We start from the raw sequence: 16,676 nt of genomic DNA on the forward strand, positions 1-16,676 counted from the left end.
TATTTTGCAGTGCAACAAAAAACGTGGATTTTGCTACGCTGCACCAAAAATGTTGCGATGCAGCAAGACCTGTACTAGGTTCGCCGTGGGTGGGCCAACAGCGGTCGAGTTTTCATGCTGAATGTCTTGTACCTTGTGCATGACGTTTCCGACCCGGCAGTGCGCCGGCGGATTACCATGCTCAGGGCAGGTGGCGCCCAGGTCACGCTCGCAGGCTTCCGTCGCACGGCAAATCCCATTGCCGACGTCGAGGGATTGCGGCCGCTGGATCTCGGCGCGACGCGTGACGGGCGATTCGCCCAGCGTCTGACGGCAGTCGCCAAGGCGGCGGTTTCGATCGGCACCAGGCTCCGCGGCATGCCGAGACCCGATCTCATCATCGCGCGCAACCTGGAAATGCTGGCGCTCGCCCGCCGCGCCAACACGGCGTTCGGCGCGGCGGTGCCGATCGTCTATGAATGCCTCGACATCCATCGCCTGATGCTTCGCAGCGATGCGGTCGGCAGGGCGCTGCGCGCCACGGAACGTTACCTTGCCAGGGACGTAAAGCTGCTGGTGACCAGCTCGCCCGCGTTCACCGCCAATTATTTCGCGCCGTTCGGCCAGGTGACGGCGCCGGTCGAACTGGTCGAAAACAAATATTTCGAGGCAGCGGCGATCCTGCCGGCCGAGCATGAGATGGCCGAGGCGCCTGTCGCGCCACCCTGGCGCATCGGCTGGTTCGGGGCATTGCGCTGCCGCCGCTCGCTCGAACTCCTGGCCGATTTCTCGCGCCGCGCCGACGGCCGGTTCGAGATCGTGCTGCGCGGCCGCCCGGCGTTGACCGAATTCCCGGATTTCCACGCCTTCGTCGAGGCCGAGCCCTGGCTTTCGTTTCGCGGACCCTACCGCAACCCGCAGGACATGGCGGCGATCTACCGGGACGTGCATTTCTCCTGGGCGATCGATTTCTTCGAGGCGGGCCAGAATTCCGAATGGCTGCTGCCCAACCGACTCTATGAAGGCTGCCGTTTCGGCGCGGTGCCGATCTCGATGGCCAACACGGAAACCGGGCGGTTCCTCGGCCGGCAGGGCATCGGCATTCTGTTGCCCGAAGCCTCACCCGACGCGCTCGAAGCCGCCCTCGGCAAGATGGAGGAACGCCGCTTCAGCATGTTGAAGGAGCGCGTTCTGTCGCGCAACCCCAGGATATGGAGCTATGATCGCAGCGATTGCCGGGCGCTGGTCGACAAGCTTCGCAGCTTGGCCGCCATGCGCCAACCCTTCGCGGCCGAGGCTTTGGCCTAGGATGGAGATCGCCCGATGATGCAAGCGCTCCCCTCCAGCCTGATCGTGATTCCCTGCCTCAACGAGGCAGCCCATATCGGTATGCTGCTCGACCAGCTCAGCCCCGCGGCGGCGAGGCTCGGCGCCAGGATCGTCGTTGCCGATGGCGGCAGCACCGATGGCACCCCGGCCATTGTCGGCGAGCGCGCGAAAGAGGATTCCCGCATCATCCTGCTCCACAATGAAAAGCGCATCCAGAGCGCGGCGATCAATCTTGCCGTCGCCAGATTCGGCGATGGTGCCGAATATCTGATCCGCATCGATGCCCATGGCGGCTATCCCGCCGACTATTGCGACCGACTGGTCGAGGAAGCGCTGGCAACGGGCGCCGATTCGGTCGTGGTCTCGATGCTGACCAGCGGCAGCGGCACCGTGCAGAAGGCGGCCGCGGCGGCACAGAATTCAAAGCTCGGCACCGGCGGTTCCAAGCACAGGCATCTGTCCGCCGGAGAATGGGTCGATCACGGCCATCACGCGCTGATGCGGATTTCTGCCTTCCGGGCCGTCGGCGGCTATGACGAGACGTTCAGCCATAATGAGGACGCCGAGCTCGACTACCGGCTGAGACAGGCCGGCTACAGGATCTGGATGAGCGGCAGGACGCAGATGGTCTACTATCCGCGCGCGTCGCTCAGCGGCCTCTATTTCCAGTATCTCGGCTACGGCCGCGGACGCGCCAAGAACGTCCTGAAGCACCGCGTCATCCCGAAGGTCCGGCAGATGGTGCCGCTGCTGGTGTTCCCGGTGGTGGTGCTCGCGGCCTTTTCCTTCGTGCACTGGCTGGCGGCGGTGCCGCTTTTGATCTGGGCATCCGTATGCCTCGGCTATGGCCTGTGGACGGCGGTAAGCCAGCGCAATGCCGACATCGCGCTTGCCGGCATCTCGGCGATGGTCATGCATTTCGGCTGGTCCGTCGGTTTCTGGCTGCAGCTTCTCGGCCTTGGCAAACAGCGCGGGGTCGCGTGATGGCGGTTCCAGGCAAGAACCGCAGCATCGATATCGGCGTGTGCACGTTCCGCCGGCCGGAACTGGCCGACACGCTGCGCTCGCTCGATGCCATGGACAGGCCGGCCGGTTTCGACGTCCGGGTCATCGTCGCCGATAATGACGACACGCCGAGCGCCACGGATCTGGTGGCGGCCCTGGCGCGGGAACTGACGCTGCCGATCAGCTATCACCACTGCCCGGCGCGCAACATCTCGCTCGCCCGCAATGCCTGTCTTGACGCCAGCACGTCGGATTTCGTCGCCTTCATCGATGACGACGAGACGGCTTCGCCGCGCTGGCTTGCCGAGCTCGTCGCAACAGCCCAGGCAAGTCGCGCCGCCGCCGTGCTGGGCCCGGTCAAGGCGCGCTATGGGGCCGATGCGCCGGACTGGATGCGGCGTGGCGACTTCCATTCGACCTTGCCGGTCTGGGTGCGCGGCGAGATCCGCACCGGCTACACCTGCAACGTGCTGCTCGACATGGGGTCGGACAGCCTGCGCGGACGCCGCTTCAGCCTGGCGCGTGGCCAGACCGGCGGCGAGGACACCGAGTTCTTCGACCAGATGCACAAGACAGGCGGCACGATCGCCTTTTCTCCGGAGGCTTGGGTGGACGAGGCCGTGCCGCGGACCAGGGCCGCGTTCGACTGGCTTGGCCGCCGCCGCTTCCGCGTCGGGCAGACGCATGGCCATCTCCTGGGGCGCAATGCGAGCGGCATTGGCCTGGTCAAACAGGTCGGCATTGCCTCGGCAAAGGCAGCCTATTGCTTCGCCGCGGCGTTTCCCTTCCTTGCCAGCCCCGTGCGGCGGAACCGCAGCGTGCTGCGCGGCATTATGCATGTCGGCGTCGTCAGCGGCCTTGTCGGCATCCGCGAGATTCGTCTCTACGGCCAGCCCTCGCCACAGGAAGGAGGCAAGCGTGCAGCCTGACGTCAGCTTCGTCCCGGACGTTTCCTTCGTCATTGCAGCCTACAACGCCGAGGCGACCCTCGACCGGGCGATCGCCAGCGCCATCGCGCAGAAGGGTGTCAGCGTCGAGGTCGTCGTCGTCGACGACAAGTCGCGCGACGCCACGCTCGACGTGGCAAGGGCCTATCCGCAGGACATCGTGCGCGTCGTGGCGCTCGCGCAGAACAGGGGCCCCGGCGGCGCCAGGAACGCCGGCCTCGAGGCTGCCCGCGGCCGCTGGGTCGCGGTCCTCGATTCCGACGATGCGGTCTATCCCGGCCGCATCGCCGCCATGATCGCGCGGGCCGAAAGGGCGGGCGCGCAAATCGCCGTCGACAACCTCCAGGTCGTCCGCGAGGACGGCGTGATCGAGGATGCGATGTTCCCGACGCGCTATCTGGAGGAATTGGGCGAGATCTCGCTGGCCAGCTATATCGCCGGCAACGTCGTCTTCGAATCGAAGTTCAATCTCGGCTATCTCAAGCCGATCTTCGAGCGCCGCTTCCTGGAAGAAAACGGACTTCGCTACGACGAGGACCTGATCATCGGCGAGGATTACATATTCCTGGCCAACGCCCTGGCCAAGGGCGGCAGGTGCGTGGTCGAGCCTGACATCGGCTATGTCTATCACATCCGCAGCGGCTCCATTTCGCGCGTGCTCGAGCCTCATCACGTCGAGGCGATGCGCAAGGCCGATGCGATTTTCGCTCAAAGCCATCAGATGGACGCGGCCACGCAAGCGGCCTTCGCCCGGCGCAGCCGCAGCCTGCGCAAGGCGGCTTCGTTCCTGTCGATGGTCCAGCACATCAAGGCGCGGTCCCCGCTCAAGGCGATCCGGACGGCGCTCAGCGACCCGGCGGCGGTCAGGCATATGGGCATGCCGATCGCCGTGCGGTTGCGACGAGTAGCGGCACAATTTGCCGTGGGGGCGGGGAGGTGAAGATGCAGGCACATGGAGGGGTTTTTCCTGGCCTGCGAATGGACTGAAGTCGATCTCCTCAGAAGGAATTTGCGATGAAGAAAATCAGGAAGGCCGTGATACCGGTGGCGGGGCTTGGAACGCGGTTCCTGCCGGCGACCAAGTCGATGCCCAAGGAAATGCTTCCCGTCGTCGACAGGCCGGTCGTGCAATACGCCGTCGATGAGGCCTTCGAGGCCGGCATCGAGCACATCGTGTTCGTGACCGGCCGCAACAAGGCGGTCATCGAGGATTATTTCGACCTGCATCCGGAATTGATCGGAACACTGGAGCAGAGCGGCAAGAAGGCGCAATTGCAGTCGTTGGAAAGCCTGCTGCCGGTGGCCGGTGCCACCAGCTTCATCCGCCAGCAATCCCCGCAAGGCCTTGGCCACGCCGTCTGGTGCGCGCGCGAGGTCATCGGCAACGAGCCCTTCGCCCTGCTTTTGCCTGATATGGTTTCGTTCGGCGGCCGCGGCTGCCTGGCCGAGGTCGCCGACCTCTATGCCGAGACCGGCGGCAACGTCATTGCGGTCGAGCGCTGTGACCCGACCGAGACCAACAAATACGGCATTGTCGGCCGCGGCGCCGACATTGGCGGCGGTTTCGAGGTGACGGCGATGGTCGAAAAGCCGGCGCCGGCCAATGCGCCGTCGAACTTCTACATCAACGGCCGCTATATCCTGCAGCCCGAGATCTTCGCCCTGCTCGGCAACCAGCAGCGCGGCGCGGGCAATGAGATCCAGCTGACCGACGCCATGGTCCGCCTGGCGCAGGAGCAGTCCTTCTTTGCCCAGCCTTTCAAGGGCCGCATGTTCGACTGCGGCTCGAAGGAGGGCTTTATCCAGGCCAACATCGCCTTCGCCTTGGCGCGCGACGACATGAAGGGTCCGGTTTTCGAGATGCTCCAGGAGTTCGTCCGGTCGCATGAACGACAGGAAGAAGCCGCATAATGCCCATGTTTCGGGAGCATTGTCGGACGGCTGACGGTGCGATGCGCGGAAGGCCCTGTGGCGTCCGGCATGGAACTTGCGTTGCTTTTTGGCAATGCTCCCGATCTTCGACGTGCCTGGGAGCCAAGGCATGATCCCGGAAAGCGCAAGGCGGTTTTCGGAAAAGATCATGGTAAAACAGTGAGATAGAGCCCATCCCGCTGATTGGGATGGACGGGCTCTGGAATTGGACCGAAGATGAACTATGCCAACTTTCCTCTCGACAAGAGGATGCCATTGCCGAATTCGGAAGCAGGAGACGGCGAAGACTTCATCGATGTCGAGCGGCTGCTTGGCATGGCAGCGCGGCAGGCCAAGGTGGTTGTCCTGGGCGCGGTCATTGGTCTTGTCCTGGGCCTGCTCTATCTGCAGACCACGCCGCCCAAATACCAATCGGTCTCGAGCGTGCTGATCGATGAGGGGCTGAACAAGATCGTCGACGACATTTCGGCGGCGTCGACGACCATGCAGACCGATTCGGCCATCCTGAGCCAGATCGAAATCCTGACCTCGACGCGGCTTGCCGCCGTGGTCGTCGACAAGCTGAAGCTCGACCGCAACGACGCGTTCATGAACCCGCCCCAGTCGGCGCTCGCCCAGGGCATCGGCCTGATCCGTGGCCTGATCCAGTATGTTCGCCCCAGTCCTCCCATGCCGGGCGTCGGCGACGTCACCAAGCTCGACCCCGCCACCCGCGATGCGCTGATCGCGACCTCACGTCGCGACTACGCGATCCTCAAATTGCAGAACGAGGTGCAGGCGGAGCGCGTCGGGCGAAGCTATGTCATCGCGCTCGGCTACCAGGCGACGGACCCGGCACTGGCGACCGCGATCACCAAGGCCTATGCCGATGCTTATCTCGCCGACCAGCTCGACGCCTCCTTCGATGCCACCGAGCGCGCAGCGGTCTGGCTGCAGGGCCGGCTGACGGAACTGCGCGAAAGCTCGCAGGCGGCATCGCTCGCGGTCGAGAAATTCAGGGCCGAGCACGGCCTGTCCGCCAACAGCGACGGCCAGCTGATGAGCGCCAAGCAGCTAGCCGACCTCAACGCCCAGCTTATCGTGGCGCAGGCCGATACGGCCCGGGCCAGCGCCCGCTACCAGCAATACAAGTCCATCGTCGAAAGCGGTTCGGAGAACGCCTTCAAGGATGCCGCCATATCGAGCGACCAGCCGAGCAGCTCGGTCATCGCGGCGCTCAAGACGCGCTATCTCGCCGTCGCCAAGCGGCAGCAGGATGTCGAGGCCAATTTTGGGCCGCAGCATCCGCAGGCGGTGGCGCTCGCCAAGGAGAAGGCCGACATATTGGCGCAGATATTCGGCGAGCTGAAGCAGCTGACCGAAAGCTATCGCAATGAATATGAAGTGGCGCTGGCGCGCGAGACCGCGCTCAGGGCCAATGTCGCCGCGGCGCAAGGCAAGAGCGCCATCGACAACCAGTCGCAGGTCAAGCTGCGTGAACTCGACCAGAAGGCGACGGCGCTCTCCACGCTCTACCAGACATTCCTCGGCCGCTACGAGGAAGCCGCCCAGCAGCAATCCTTCCCGGTCGGCAAGATCCGCATCATCTCGGATGCATCGACGCCGCTCAGCGCCTCCAGCCCGCGCACGGTGGTTGTGCTGGCGCTCTCGCTTGTGCTGGGCACGTTGATGGGTGCCGGGCTCGGCGGCCTGAACGAATTCAACGAGCGTTTCTTCAGGACCGGCGAGGATGTCCGCGACCGCGTCGGCCTCAAATTCCTCGGTTATCTGCCTGTCATCGGCGGCAAGACCGCCAGGGAGGAAAAGCCGGCCGACCCGGATCTCAAAACCGCCAAATCGCCGGCCGCCGCCGAAAAGCGCGCGCGCATGCGCGTCAGCGTCGATGCTCCGGCGTCGATGTTCTCCGAGACGCTGCGCAGCGCAAAGATCGCCTTCGACGTCGTCATGGAAGGGCAGGGCAGCCGCGTCATCGGCGTCATCTCGGTCCTTCCCGGCGAAGGCAAGTCGACGGTCGCGGCCAATCTGGCCGGACTGCTCGCCGCCAACGGCGCCAGGACGCTGCTGATCGACGGCGACCTGCGCAATCCGGGCTTGAGCCGCAGCCTCGGCATGGAGGCCGAGCAGGGACTGATGGAAGCGGTGGTGAGCGGCCAGACCTGGCAGTCGGTCGGCAAGATCGACCGGCAGACCAAGCTGGCGATCATTCCGGCCGTGCTGCGCGGCAATTTCTCGCATACCAGCGAGCTTCTCTCCTCGGCCGGCATGCGGCGCTTCATCGACAACGCCAAGGAGACCTTCGAATACATCGTCGTCGATCTGCCGCCGCTGGGGCCGGTGGTCGACGCCAAGGCCTTCGCGCCGCTTGTCGACGGCTTCGTGCTGGTCACCGAATGGGGCCGCACGCCGCGCGCGATGGTGAGATCGATGCTCGAATCCGAACCCTATGTCGCCAACAAGATCGTCGGCGCGGTGCTGAACAAGGTCGATCTCAAGAAGCTCGCCAAATACGGCTCGTTCGGAGCGTCCGAAAAATTCTTCGGCCAGTACTCGAGCTATTATCTCGACAAGACCGAAGTGCGCAGCAAGACAACGGTCTGAGTTCAACCGTGGCGATTTCCGTGCCTGAGTGACGAGGCAGGTCATCGCCTATGTGGCCGCGGCGGGCTACAATGGGAGTCTAAACCCGGGCATCATCCGGCAGGCAATGTCAGCTTACGCGGCCAATAGCGGCTCGCCACCAAAAGACTGAGATGGACGACAACTATTCCGAGGATGCCTGCCAAAGCCTTCAGTGAGCCGTCCGAAAGGCGCGCATGCCGACCGGGTTCGAGGAGCTGCATCAGCTCCAGCACAGTGGCTACGACGACAACTATAGTGACAGTTCCAGCCAAGCGGTTTGGAAAGCCGAGCCCCATTGCCACGCCGAACAGAACGTAGGCGAGGGCGCGTTCGAAATCTGGGTCACCCAGGTGGGGCCGCATCTGGATTGGCGACAGCGTCGCGAAGACAATGACGGCGAGCAAAGCAAGGGCGGCAATGCGAGAGATGAGGGTCATTGCCGTTCGTAAAGCGAACAAGCCGGCGAAACAAGTACGGGCATCTTCAAGGGTCGAATTTATAACGAGGTAGCTTCCGTACTGCTTGGCGGATTCAAGCAGCCGCGCCCGATCCAAAGACCCATGCTAGCCCGTGACGCCCGGTTTCTTTGGCTGATTGGCGATGTCTATGAAATGACATCCGGAGCAATATTGTATTGCGCAGAATCGACGCGCTTTGAGGTTGGCGACATGGATTGGAAGCAGGTCGGCCCCAGAGCAGATCAGTCTATTTCGCTTGCCAGCGATTTCGACGGCAGGTCGATCGTCCGCTCTGGATGGACGGCGGTGCCGGTCCAAGCCCTGGTCAGTTTGAGTTCTGACCGGGTTTCGCAGACAGCGCGATCGGGTCGGTTTCGATAAGCCGAAGCGACCGCACCATGTTCGCCGTTTGCGTCTTGTACTTGAGAAAATGCGGTGTGGTCAGATGGGCTTCGTACGCCGTCTGATCGGCGTAGCATTCGATCACGCGCACCTTTTCAGGCGCACCTTTTTCCGACACGGCATGAAGGAAAAGCACGCCCGGCTCGATTCGCACGGAGGCCTCGATCTCTTCGGCAATCAGGGCCTTGTAGCTGTCGATCTGGTCAGGATCGACTTCCAGTTCGGCTATCCTGACGATCCGCATCGATTGGTCCCTAGCTTTGTACAGGGCCGCGACTCCCTATCCAGGCCTCGGAACCCTGCGGCTGGACAGTGCGCTCCTGCGAGGAAGGCACCGAGGTGCCCGTTGGTCAATCCTCATTGGTCAACAAGATCGCGACTACGCGGCCCTGAGCCGGTAGCGGAACACCGTGTGGTCGAGCAGCAGCCGGATGCGCGGTTCGGCTTCGGTCGCCACCAGCCAGCTTGCCGCGATCATGGTCGCTCCGACCGTTGCCATGGACAACAGATAAGGCAGCCCGGCGCGGACCATCGCGCCGAGCACCGCCGCGCCGATGACGTCGTGGATCAGATAGAGCGGGTAGGTCATCAAGCCGATCCGGCGCCAGCCGCTCCAGCTGAGGTCGAGCCGCAGCGACCACGCCATCAGGGCGATGGCGACCAGGAAGACAAGGATCGGCGGCGCATAGGGCATCGCGGCACCGACCTTGATGCTGTGGACGTCGACCGAGCTGGCGATTTGCAGCACGCCCCCGCCCAGGAACAGCAGGCAGAAGGCTAGGCGCGAGGCCGTCACCGCCTTGAACCGCATCAGCCAGATGAGCACGCCGACGGCGAAAAAAGAGCCATGGTGCACCAGGACGAGCTGCAGCCAGCGTGTCTCGGCGAGGTCGGACCAGCCGAGCGGATAATAGAGGCACCAGAACAGCGTGCTGACGAGGCCGATCACGACTGCCACCGTCTCCATCAGGTGGAAGCGGCCAAGCCGCAACAGGATCCAGACGACAGCGTAGAAGGCGATCTCGATGCCGAGCGTCCAGTAGACGCTGTCCACCCAGGGGCCGTAGGGCGCGAAAAGGCCGGTGCGAACGAGCCTGATCACGGCATCGGTTGGCCAGCTCAGACCGGTGAGCAGCAGCACCGCCGCGGTCACCGGCGCGCAGATCCAGACCGCCGGCGCCAGCCTTTTCACCCTTGCCTCGAAAAACCGCAGCGGCGTCGAATTCTCGGCGCTGAAGGCGATGACGAAACCGCTGATGACGAAGAATATCTGCACGCCGACCCAGCCGGAGCCGACGAAGGCCATTTCGGGATGGGGCGGGATGCCGCCGGTCGCGCGCGCCGAAACCCCGTCAGGGAATGCCCATACCCAGAAGCCATAGTGATAGAACATCACCATGACGGCGGCCAGGAAACGCAATATGTCGACGCCGCCGAATGTCGCCTTGTGCTGAGCCATGCCGTGCCTTTGGAATGGCCCCCCAAGCCAAACCCTAGAGTCTGTTGTTGCATTGCACAACAAAAGATTGGCCAGATGTGACAGTTGGCGCCGACCGCTCAACAAACGGAAGGATCGGGTCTGCTGCGCCCGATCATCTAGACCCCGATGCCGCGCTCCTTCAGCACAGCCGTGATCTCTTCGAGGATGGCCGGGTCGTCGATCGTTGCCGGCATGGTCCAGTCTTCCTTGTCGGCGATCTTCTGCATGGTGCCGCGCAGGATCTTTCCCGACCGCGTCTTCGGCAGCCGCTTGATCGTCACCACCGTCCTGAAGGCGGCGACCGGGCCGATGCGCTCGCGCACCAGCCCCACCACTTCGCTCTCGATAAGGCCGATCTCGCGCGAGACACCAGCGTTGAGCACGACGAAGCCGAGCGGAACCTGGCCCTTCATCGCATCCGCGATGCCGACGACGGCGCATTCCGCGACATCGGGATGCGTTGCCAGCACCTCTTCCATGGCGCCGGTCGACAGCCGGTGGCCGGCGACATTGATGATATCGTCGGTGCGGGCCATCACGTAGAGGTAGCCGTCCTCGTCGACCATGCCGGCATCGGCGGTCTTGTAGAAGCCGGGGAACTCGTCGAGATAGGCCTGGCGGAAACGGGCGTCGGCGTTCCACAGCGTCGGCAGGCAGCCCGCCGGCAGCGGCAGCTTGACCGCGACATTGCCGAGCGTGCCGCGCGGCACCTCGTGGCCGGCATCGTCGAGCACGCGGATGTCGTAGCCGGGCATCGGCACGCCGGGTGAGCCGTATTTTACCGGCAGCAGGCCAAGGCCCGCGGGGTTGATGGTCATTGGCGAGCCGGTCTCGGTCTGCCACCAATGGTCGATGACCGGCACGTTCAGTTTCTGCTCCGCCCATTTGATGGTTTCGGGATCGGCGCGCTCGCCGGCGAGGAACAGCGTTCGGAATTTCGACAGGTCGTATCTGGCGACGAATTCGCCCCTGGGATCCTGCCCCTTGATGGCGCGGAACGCCGTCGGCGCGGTGAACAGGGCGACCACGCCATGCTGCGCGATCACCCGCCAGTAGGTGCCGGCATCGGGCGTGCCGACCGGCTTGCCTTCGAACAGGATGCTGGTGCAGCCATGCAGCAGCGGCCCGTAGACGATGTAGGAATGGCCGACCACCCAGCCGACGTCGGACGCCGCCCAGAACACTTCGCCGGGCTTGACGCCGAACTCGTTTTCCATCGTCCATTCGAGCGCCACCATGTGGCCGCCATTGTCGCGAACGATGCCCTTGGGCTGGCCGGTCGTGCCTGACGTGTAGATGATGTAGAGCGGGTCGGTGGCAAGCACCGGAACGCAGTCGACATTGGCGCCGGCCGCCCGCTCGCGCGCGACCGCGTCCGCATAGTCGATGTCGTAATTGTCCCTGAGCTCGCAGCGCAATTGGTCGCGCTGCAGGATCAGGCAGGCGTCTGGCTTGTGGCGGGATATCTCGATCGCCTTGTCGAGCAGCGGCTTGTAGGCGACGACGCGGCCGGGCTCCAGGCCGCAGGAGGCCGAAATGATCACCTTCGGCCTGGCGTCGTCGATGCGGGTGGCGAGCTCATGCGAGGCAAAACCGCCGAAGACGACCGAATGCACGGCGCCGATGCGGGCGCAGGCAAGCATGGCGATGGCCGCTTCCGCCACCATCGGCATGTAGATGATGACGCGGTCGCCCTTGCCGACGCCGCGGTTCTTCAGCACCGAGGTCAGCGCCACCACTTCGCGTTTGAGCTCGGCATAGGTGAATGTTTTCACGGTGCCGGTGATGGCGCTGTCATGGATCAGCGCGATCTGGTCGGCACGCCCGCCGGCGACATGCCGGTCGAGGGCATTGTAGCAGGTGTTGCAGGTGGCGCCGGTAAACCAGCGGCCATAAACGCCGGCTTCCGCATCGAACACCTTGTCGTAAGGCGTGTACCAATCGATGGCGTTCGCCGCATCCGCCCAGAACTTTTCCGGGTCGCGTTTCCAGCCGTCATAGACCTCGTGATAGCGTGAAGCCATCCATTTCCTCCCCGGGAAGATTTGCCGTCCTGGCAACAGCCTATGCTGTTTTTTCCGGCGATGTCTTCCCTCAATTCGTCTGATCCGGCCCGGTCCTGGCCGCAAAGGTGCGACATCGTGGCCCTCCGGGAAGAAAAGCAACGGTCCGGCCCGGGCGTTCCCATGTGGCCGTGTGCACCGGCGCGTCGGCCGGTGGTCTCGTCGTCGGGCATGGTCACCGCGATCGAGCAGCCGTCTTCCGGGTCAGTCGATCCTTTTTGTGCTCACCATCACCGGCCGGATCGGCGGCGCCGGCGGCAGCAGGTCGCGAATGTCGGCGAAGGGAAACATCGGCTCGAAGCGGAAGGCTTCGGCCTGCGATCCCGGCGCGCCGTTGCACTGGCCGGCGCGAAAAAAATTCTGCGTCCGGGCGATGTCGACGAAGCGCTCCGGATCCTGCGACTGGTGCAGGCGGATCGCCTTGGCCTTGATCTCGGCCTGGGCTGATATCTCGACATAGTGGGTCGGGGAGAATCCGGTGCCGCCCATCGTGTCGGCATGAAGCACCGGTACGGCGAACGACGCCGCGATGCGCACGGCGTCCGACAGCGCGCGGTGGTCGGCGTGATAGTCGTTGGACGCATGGGTAATCACCAGATCCGGTCCGGTTTCGCCAATCAGCGTCTTCAGCGCGCCGATCAGCGCGTTATCCGCCACCAGCCTGCCGTCGGGAAAGTCGAGGAAGCGCGGCGCCGCCCCGAGCAGCGCGGCCGCGGCCGTTGCCTCCTCGCGACGGACACGGGCGAGAACCGTGGGATCGCTCTTGCCGCCCCTGGCACCATCCGTGGCTATGGCAAAAGTCAGTTCTGCGCCTTGCGCCGCATAGGCCGCCATCGTACCGAACATGAATATCTCGATGTCGTCAGGATGCGCGCCGAGCGCCAGTATTTTCAACGCTTCTCTCCCCGGAAATGGAAAAACGTGACGAACGGAATCCTGCTCGCCCTGATCGCCTATGCAAGCTATTCGGGCAGCGATGCCGTTGTCAAAAGCCTGGGTGGGCAGTTCACGGTGTTCGAGATCGGTTTCTTCTCGATATTGTTTGCCGGCTGCTTTCTCTTCTTCACCAGGCCGGCGGACGAGCGTTGGCGTGATTTCTGGCGCACCAAACGGCCTTGGGCGGTGCAGGCGCGCGCCTGGGCCGGCATCGCCTCGGGCGTGCTCAGCGTCTATGCCTTCACCACCATTCCACTGGCCGAAGTCTACGCGCTCGTCTTCCTGGCGCCGCTCTGCGTCACCATCCTCTCCACGGTCGTCCTCAAGGAAAAGGTCGGGCCGTGGCGCTGGCTGGCGGTGGTCGCCGGCTTTGCCGGCGTCATGTTGGTCGTGCGACCGGGGTTTCGCGAACTCAATCTTGGACACCTCGCCGCCTTTGGCGTGGCCTTTCTGGCAGCCGCCAGCGTCATCCTGATGCGCTCGCTGGCAAAGCAGGAAAAGCGCACGACCATGCTCGGCGTGCTGATCGGCTACGGCCTGTTGTTCAACGGCATCGGCATCGCCGCTACCTCGTTCACGCTTCCCGACGCAAGGCAGCTTGCATGGCTGATAATGGCCGGCGCCTTCACCGCATGCGGACAATTGCTGCAGCTGCTGGCCGTCAAATACGCGCCCGCCAACCGGATCGCGCCGACGCATTACTCGCAGATGGTCTGGGCGGTCATCCTCGGTGCGCTGTTCTTCCGGGAATATCCTGACTGGTTGTCGCTGGTCGGCCTCGCGGTCGTCGGCGGGTCCGGCCTGCTCACCATGGTGCGCGAGGAAGTACGGTTGGGCACGGTGCGCTGGAACCCGTTTTCGCGCACCCGGCTTTGATCTGGATGCGGTTGCATGGCGACCACGAGCGCTGATATGCGGGCGCGATGACGACAAAAGCCTTGCCGGAGCTTCCGGTATCCGCCGTGCTACCGGCGCTGGGCCATGCGCTCGGCTCCGGCAACGGCGCCGTGCTTGTGGCGCCGCCCGGCGCCGGCAAGACGACGCTGGTGCCGCTGGCGCTGCTCGATGCGCCATGGCTGGGCACGGGCAAGATCGTGCTGCTGGAGCCGCGCCGGCTCGCCGCCCGCGCCGCCGCCCGCCGCATGGCCGAATTGCTTGATGAGGAGCCCGGCGCCACCGTCGGCTATGCCATGCGCATGGAGAACCGCACTTCGGCCCGGACAAAAATACTGGTCGTCACCGAAGGTGTGCTGGCGCGGATGATCCTTGACGATCCCGAACTGCCCGGAATCTCGGCCGTGATCTTCGACGAATTCCACGAGCGCTCGCTCGACGGCGATTTCGGCCTCGCTTTGGCGCTCGACGTGCAAAGCGCGCTGCGGCCGGACCTGCGCGTCTTGGTGATGTCGGCGACGCTGGACGGCGCCCGTGTCGCGAAGCTGTTGTCGGGCGCGCCGGTGATCGAAAGCGAAGGCCGTGCCTTTCCCGTCGACATCCGCTACGACGAACGGCCGGCCGGCATCGCAATCGAAGATGCCATGGCCAAGGCGATCCGCGACGTTCTTGCCGACGAAAGCGGCAGCGTGCTTGCCTTCCTGCCCGGCCAGCGCGAGATCGAGCGCACCGCCGAGCGGCTTGCCGGCAAGGTCGGCGCCGACACCGATATCGTGCCGCTCTACGGCATGCTCGATGGCAAGGCGCAGGACGCGGCGATCAGGCCGGCGCCGGCGGGCCGCCGCAAGGTCGTGCTGGCCACGTCGATCGCCGAGACCTCCATCACCATCGACGGCGTGCGGGTCGTCATCGATTCCGGCCTGTCGCGGCTGCCGCGCTACGAGCCGGCCAGCGGCCTGACGCGGCTGGAGACGGTGCGCGCCAGCAAGGCTTCCGCCGACCAGCGCGCCGGCCGCGCCGGACGCACGCAATCCGGCGTCGCCATCCGACTGTGGCGCGCCGAACAGACGGCGTCGCTTCCAGCCTTCACCCCGCCGGAAATCCTCGAGGCCGACCTTTCCGGCCTGCTGCTCGACTGCGCCGCCTTCGGCGTCGCCGATCCGACGAGCCTGGCCTTCCTCGATCCGCCGCCGGCCCCGGCGCTCACCGAGGCAAGGGCGCTGCTGCGCGCGCTCGACGCCGTCGACGAGGCGGGGCGGCTGACGGAAGCGGGCGCCGCGATGCGCAAGCTCGCTCTGCCGGTGCGGCTGGCGCATATGGTCGCCGAGGCGGCCCGCGGCGGCCATGCCGGCGAGGCGGCCATGCTCGCGGTGCTGCTGACCGAGCGCGGGTTGGGCGGTGACGGCGCCGATCTCGAACGCCGGCTGATGCGCTTTCGCCAGGAAAGATCGCCGCGCGCCACCGCCGCGCGGCAACTCGCCGAACGCCTGGCGAGGCAGGCCTCTTCACCCTCCCCCTTATGGGGGTCCGAAGGACGGGCGAGACCCGTGGCTCGCCCCGGAACGTCGATCCGCGAAGCGGAGCGGGGCGGGGGGCTTTGGCGCCGCACCCCCACCCCGGCGCTACGCGCCGACCCTCCCCACAAGGGGGAGGGTGGCAGCGCTGGTCCTCTCCTCATCCATGCCTGGCCCGACCGCGTCGCCAAGGCGCGCGGCGAGCGCGGGCGTTTCGTGCTGGCCAACGGCTCCGGTGCCATGCTCGATGCTGCCGATCCGCTTGCCGGCGAGGCGTTTCTGGTTGTCGCCGACCTGCAGGGCAAGGCGCAGAATGCGCGCATCACGGCGGCGGCGGCGATCAGCGAGGACGATATTCGTTCAGCACTGGCGGACAGGATCGAAACCCGCAGGCAAACGAGCTTCGATCGCGAGCGCCGGGCCGTGCGCGTGCGCGAAACCGTACGCCTCGGCGCCATCACGCTGGCCGAGCGCATGCTGCCTCCGCCAACCGGCAATGAGGCCGACCGCGCCATGCTTGACGCCTTGCGCGAACATGGACTTTCGCTGCTGAGCTGGAGCAAGGAGGCCGAGATGCTGCGCCAGCGCCTGTCCTGGCTGCATCGCGGCCTTGGGGCGCCGTGGCCCGATATGTCCGACACGGCACTTATCGATCGCCTCGACGACTGGCTGCTGCCGTTCCTGTCGGGTGCCGCATCCTTCTCGGCCATCGATCCGGGTGTCGTCCCGGCCGGGCTGACGGCGCTTGTGCCGCACGATTTGCAGCGCCGGATCGACGCGCTTGCGCCGACCCATTTCGACGTGCCGTCCGGCAGTCGCGTGCCGATCCGCTATGACGGCGAATGGCCCGTTTTGGCGGTTCGTGTCCAGGAACTGTTCGGCCTCGACCGGCACCCTGCAATCGCAGGCGGCACCGTGCCGCTGACGCTCGAACTGCTGTCGCCCGCGCACCGGCCGATCCAGACGACGCGCGACCTGCCCGGCTTCTGGCGCGGCTCCTGGGCCGATGTGCGCGCCGACATGCGCGGCCGCTACCCCAAGCACGTGTGGCCGGAAAATCCGCTGCTCGCCGCCGCCACCAGCCGCGCCAAGCCGCGCGGGACGTAGTTGCTTGGCGA

General features: G+C 65.1%; 13 protein-coding genes. 8 read left to right on the forward strand and 5 right to left on the reverse strand.

The genetic code is table 11. The features are described from left to right. Window positions 1–114 precede the first annotated feature (114 nt). The 6 genes from LB547_RS13900 (at window position 115) to LB547_RS13925 (ending at window position 7,790) form a co-directional block, all read left to right on the forward strand. The gene (locus tag LB547_RS13900; protein ID WP_140759330.1) at window positions 115–1,287 is read left to right on the forward strand and encodes a glycosyltransferase family 4 protein; all 1,173 of its coding nucleotides are present in this window, start codon (window positions 115–117) and stop codon (window positions 1,285–1,287) included. A gap of 15 nt (window positions 1,288–1,302) precedes the next feature. Next, complete coding sequence (locus tag LB547_RS13905) at window positions 1,303–2,292, forward strand: glycosyltransferase family 2 protein (protein ID WP_140759332.1); 990 nt, start codon at window positions 1,303–1,305, stop codon at window positions 2,290–2,292. Continuing rightward, the gene (locus tag LB547_RS13910) at window positions 2,292–3,242 is read left to right on the forward strand and encodes a glycosyltransferase (protein ID WP_140670781.1); all 951 of its coding nucleotides are present in this window, start codon (window positions 2,292–2,294) and stop codon (window positions 3,240–3,242) included. Before LB547_RS13905 ends, LB547_RS13910 begins: the two co-directional genes overlap by 1 nt. Further along, window positions 3,232–4,200, forward strand: coding sequence for a glycosyltransferase family 2 protein (locus LB547_RS13915; RefSeq protein WP_140759334.1), 969 nt, complete (start codon window positions 3,232–3,234; stop codon window positions 4,198–4,200). Before LB547_RS13910 ends, LB547_RS13915 begins: the two co-directional genes overlap by 11 nt. A gap of 74 nt (window positions 4,201–4,274) precedes the next feature. Next, on the forward strand, window positions 4,275–5,171 hold the full coding sequence (locus LB547_RS13920) for a UTP--glucose-1-phosphate uridylyltransferase (RefSeq protein ID WP_140512943.1): 897 nt from the start codon (window positions 4,275–4,277) through the stop codon (window positions 5,169–5,171). Window positions 5,172–5,408: 237 nt separating this feature from the next. Then, window positions 5,409–7,790 carry a polysaccharide biosynthesis tyrosine autokinase gene (locus tag LB547_RS13925; protein ID WP_140759336.1) on the forward strand — a complete coding sequence of 794 codons (2,382 nt, stop codon included), beginning with the start codon at window positions 5,409–5,411 and terminating at the stop codon, window positions 7,788–7,790. A 92-nt stretch (window positions 7,791–7,882) separates the two neighbouring features. Here LB547_RS13925 and LB547_RS13930 read toward each other — a convergent pair whose 3' ends face one another. From LB547_RS13930 to LB547_RS13950, 5 genes are all read right to left on the reverse strand, one after another. After that, window positions 7,883–8,248 (reverse strand): hypothetical protein, encoded by a 366-nt coding sequence (locus LB547_RS13930; RefSeq protein WP_181167419.1) that lies wholly within the window; start codon window positions 8,246–8,248, stop codon window positions 7,883–7,885. 346 nt (window positions 8,249–8,594) lie between these two features. Next, a complete protein-coding gene (locus tag LB547_RS13935) occupies window positions 8,595–8,915 on the reverse strand; it encodes a putative quinol monooxygenase (protein ID WP_140759338.1) in 321 nt (106 codons plus the stop codon). A gap of 135 nt (window positions 8,916–9,050) precedes the next feature. Next, window positions 9,051–10,130 carry an acyltransferase family protein gene (locus LB547_RS13940; RefSeq protein WP_140759340.1) on the reverse strand — a complete coding sequence of 360 codons (1,080 nt, stop codon included), beginning with the start codon at window positions 10,128–10,130 and terminating at the stop codon, window positions 9,051–9,053. Window positions 10,131–10,267: 137 nt separating this feature from the next. Next, window positions 10,268–12,175: a propionyl-CoA synthetase gene (locus tag LB547_RS13945; RefSeq protein WP_140759342.1), complete on the reverse strand. Its 1,908-nt coding sequence runs from the start codon at window positions 12,173–12,175 to the stop codon at window positions 10,268–10,270. Window positions 12,176–12,418: 243 nt separating this feature from the next. Further along, entirely contained in the window at window positions 12,419–13,108 is a 690-nt protein-coding gene (locus tag LB547_RS13950; protein WP_140580546.1) for a PIG-L deacetylase family protein, read from the reverse strand. 27 nt (window positions 13,109–13,135) lie between these two features. Between LB547_RS13950 and LB547_RS13955 the strand changes: the two genes are divergently transcribed. Then, window positions 13,136–14,026 (forward strand): DMT family transporter, encoded by an 891-nt coding sequence (locus tag LB547_RS13955; protein WP_140497147.1) that lies wholly within the window; start codon window positions 13,136–13,138, stop codon window positions 14,024–14,026. Window positions 14,027–14,073: 47 nt separating this feature from the next. Continuing rightward, complete coding sequence (gene hrpB, locus LB547_RS13960; protein WP_140759344.1) at window positions 14,074–16,665, forward strand: ATP-dependent helicase HrpB; 2,592 nt, start codon at window positions 14,074–14,076, stop codon at window positions 16,663–16,665. Window positions 16,666–16,676 lie beyond the last annotated feature (11 nt).

The organism is Mesorhizobium sp. B264B1B (assembly GCF_020165765.1).
Classification (GTDB): domain Bacteria; phylum Pseudomonadota; class Alphaproteobacteria; order Rhizobiales; family Rhizobiaceae; genus Mesorhizobium.

Bases quoted from the DNA above. Each gene is read 5' to 3' on its own strand.
- LB547_RS13900 (WP_140759330.1), top strand. From the start codon at position 115: ATGCTGAATGTCTTGTACCTTGTGCATGACGTTTCCGACCCGGCAGTG.
- LB547_RS13905 (WP_140759332.1), top strand. From the start codon at position 1,303: ATGATGCAAGCGCTCCCCTCCAGCCTGATCGTGATTCCCTGCCTCAAC.
- LB547_RS13910 (WP_140670781.1), top strand. From the start codon at position 2,292: ATGGCGGTTCCAGGCAAGAACCGCAGCATCGATATCGGCGTGTGCACG.
- LB547_RS13920 (WP_140512943.1), top strand. From the start codon at position 4,275: ATGAAGAAAATCAGGAAGGCCGTGATACCGGTGGCGGGGCTTGGAACG.
- LB547_RS13925 (WP_140759336.1), top strand. From the start codon at position 5,409: ATGAACTATGCCAACTTTCCTCTCGACAAGAGGATGCCATTGCCGAAT.
- LB547_RS13930 (WP_181167419.1), bottom strand. From the start codon at position 8,248: ATGACCCTCATCTCTCGCATTGCCGCCCTTGCTTTGCTCGCCGTCATT.
- LB547_RS13935 (WP_140759338.1), bottom strand. From the start codon at position 8,915: ATGCGGATCGTCAGGATAGCCGAACTGGAAGTCGATCCTGACCAGATC.
- LB547_RS13940 (WP_140759340.1), bottom strand. From the start codon at position 10,130: ATGGCTCAGCACAAGGCGACATTCGGCGGCGTCGACATATTGCGTTTC.
- LB547_RS13945 (WP_140759342.1), bottom strand. From the start codon at position 12,175: ATGGCTTCACGCTATCACGAGGTCTATGACGGCTGGAAACGCGACCCG.
- hrpB (WP_140759344.1), top strand. From the start codon at position 14,074: ATGACGACAAAAGCCTTGCCGGAGCTTCCGGTATCCGCCGTGCTACCG.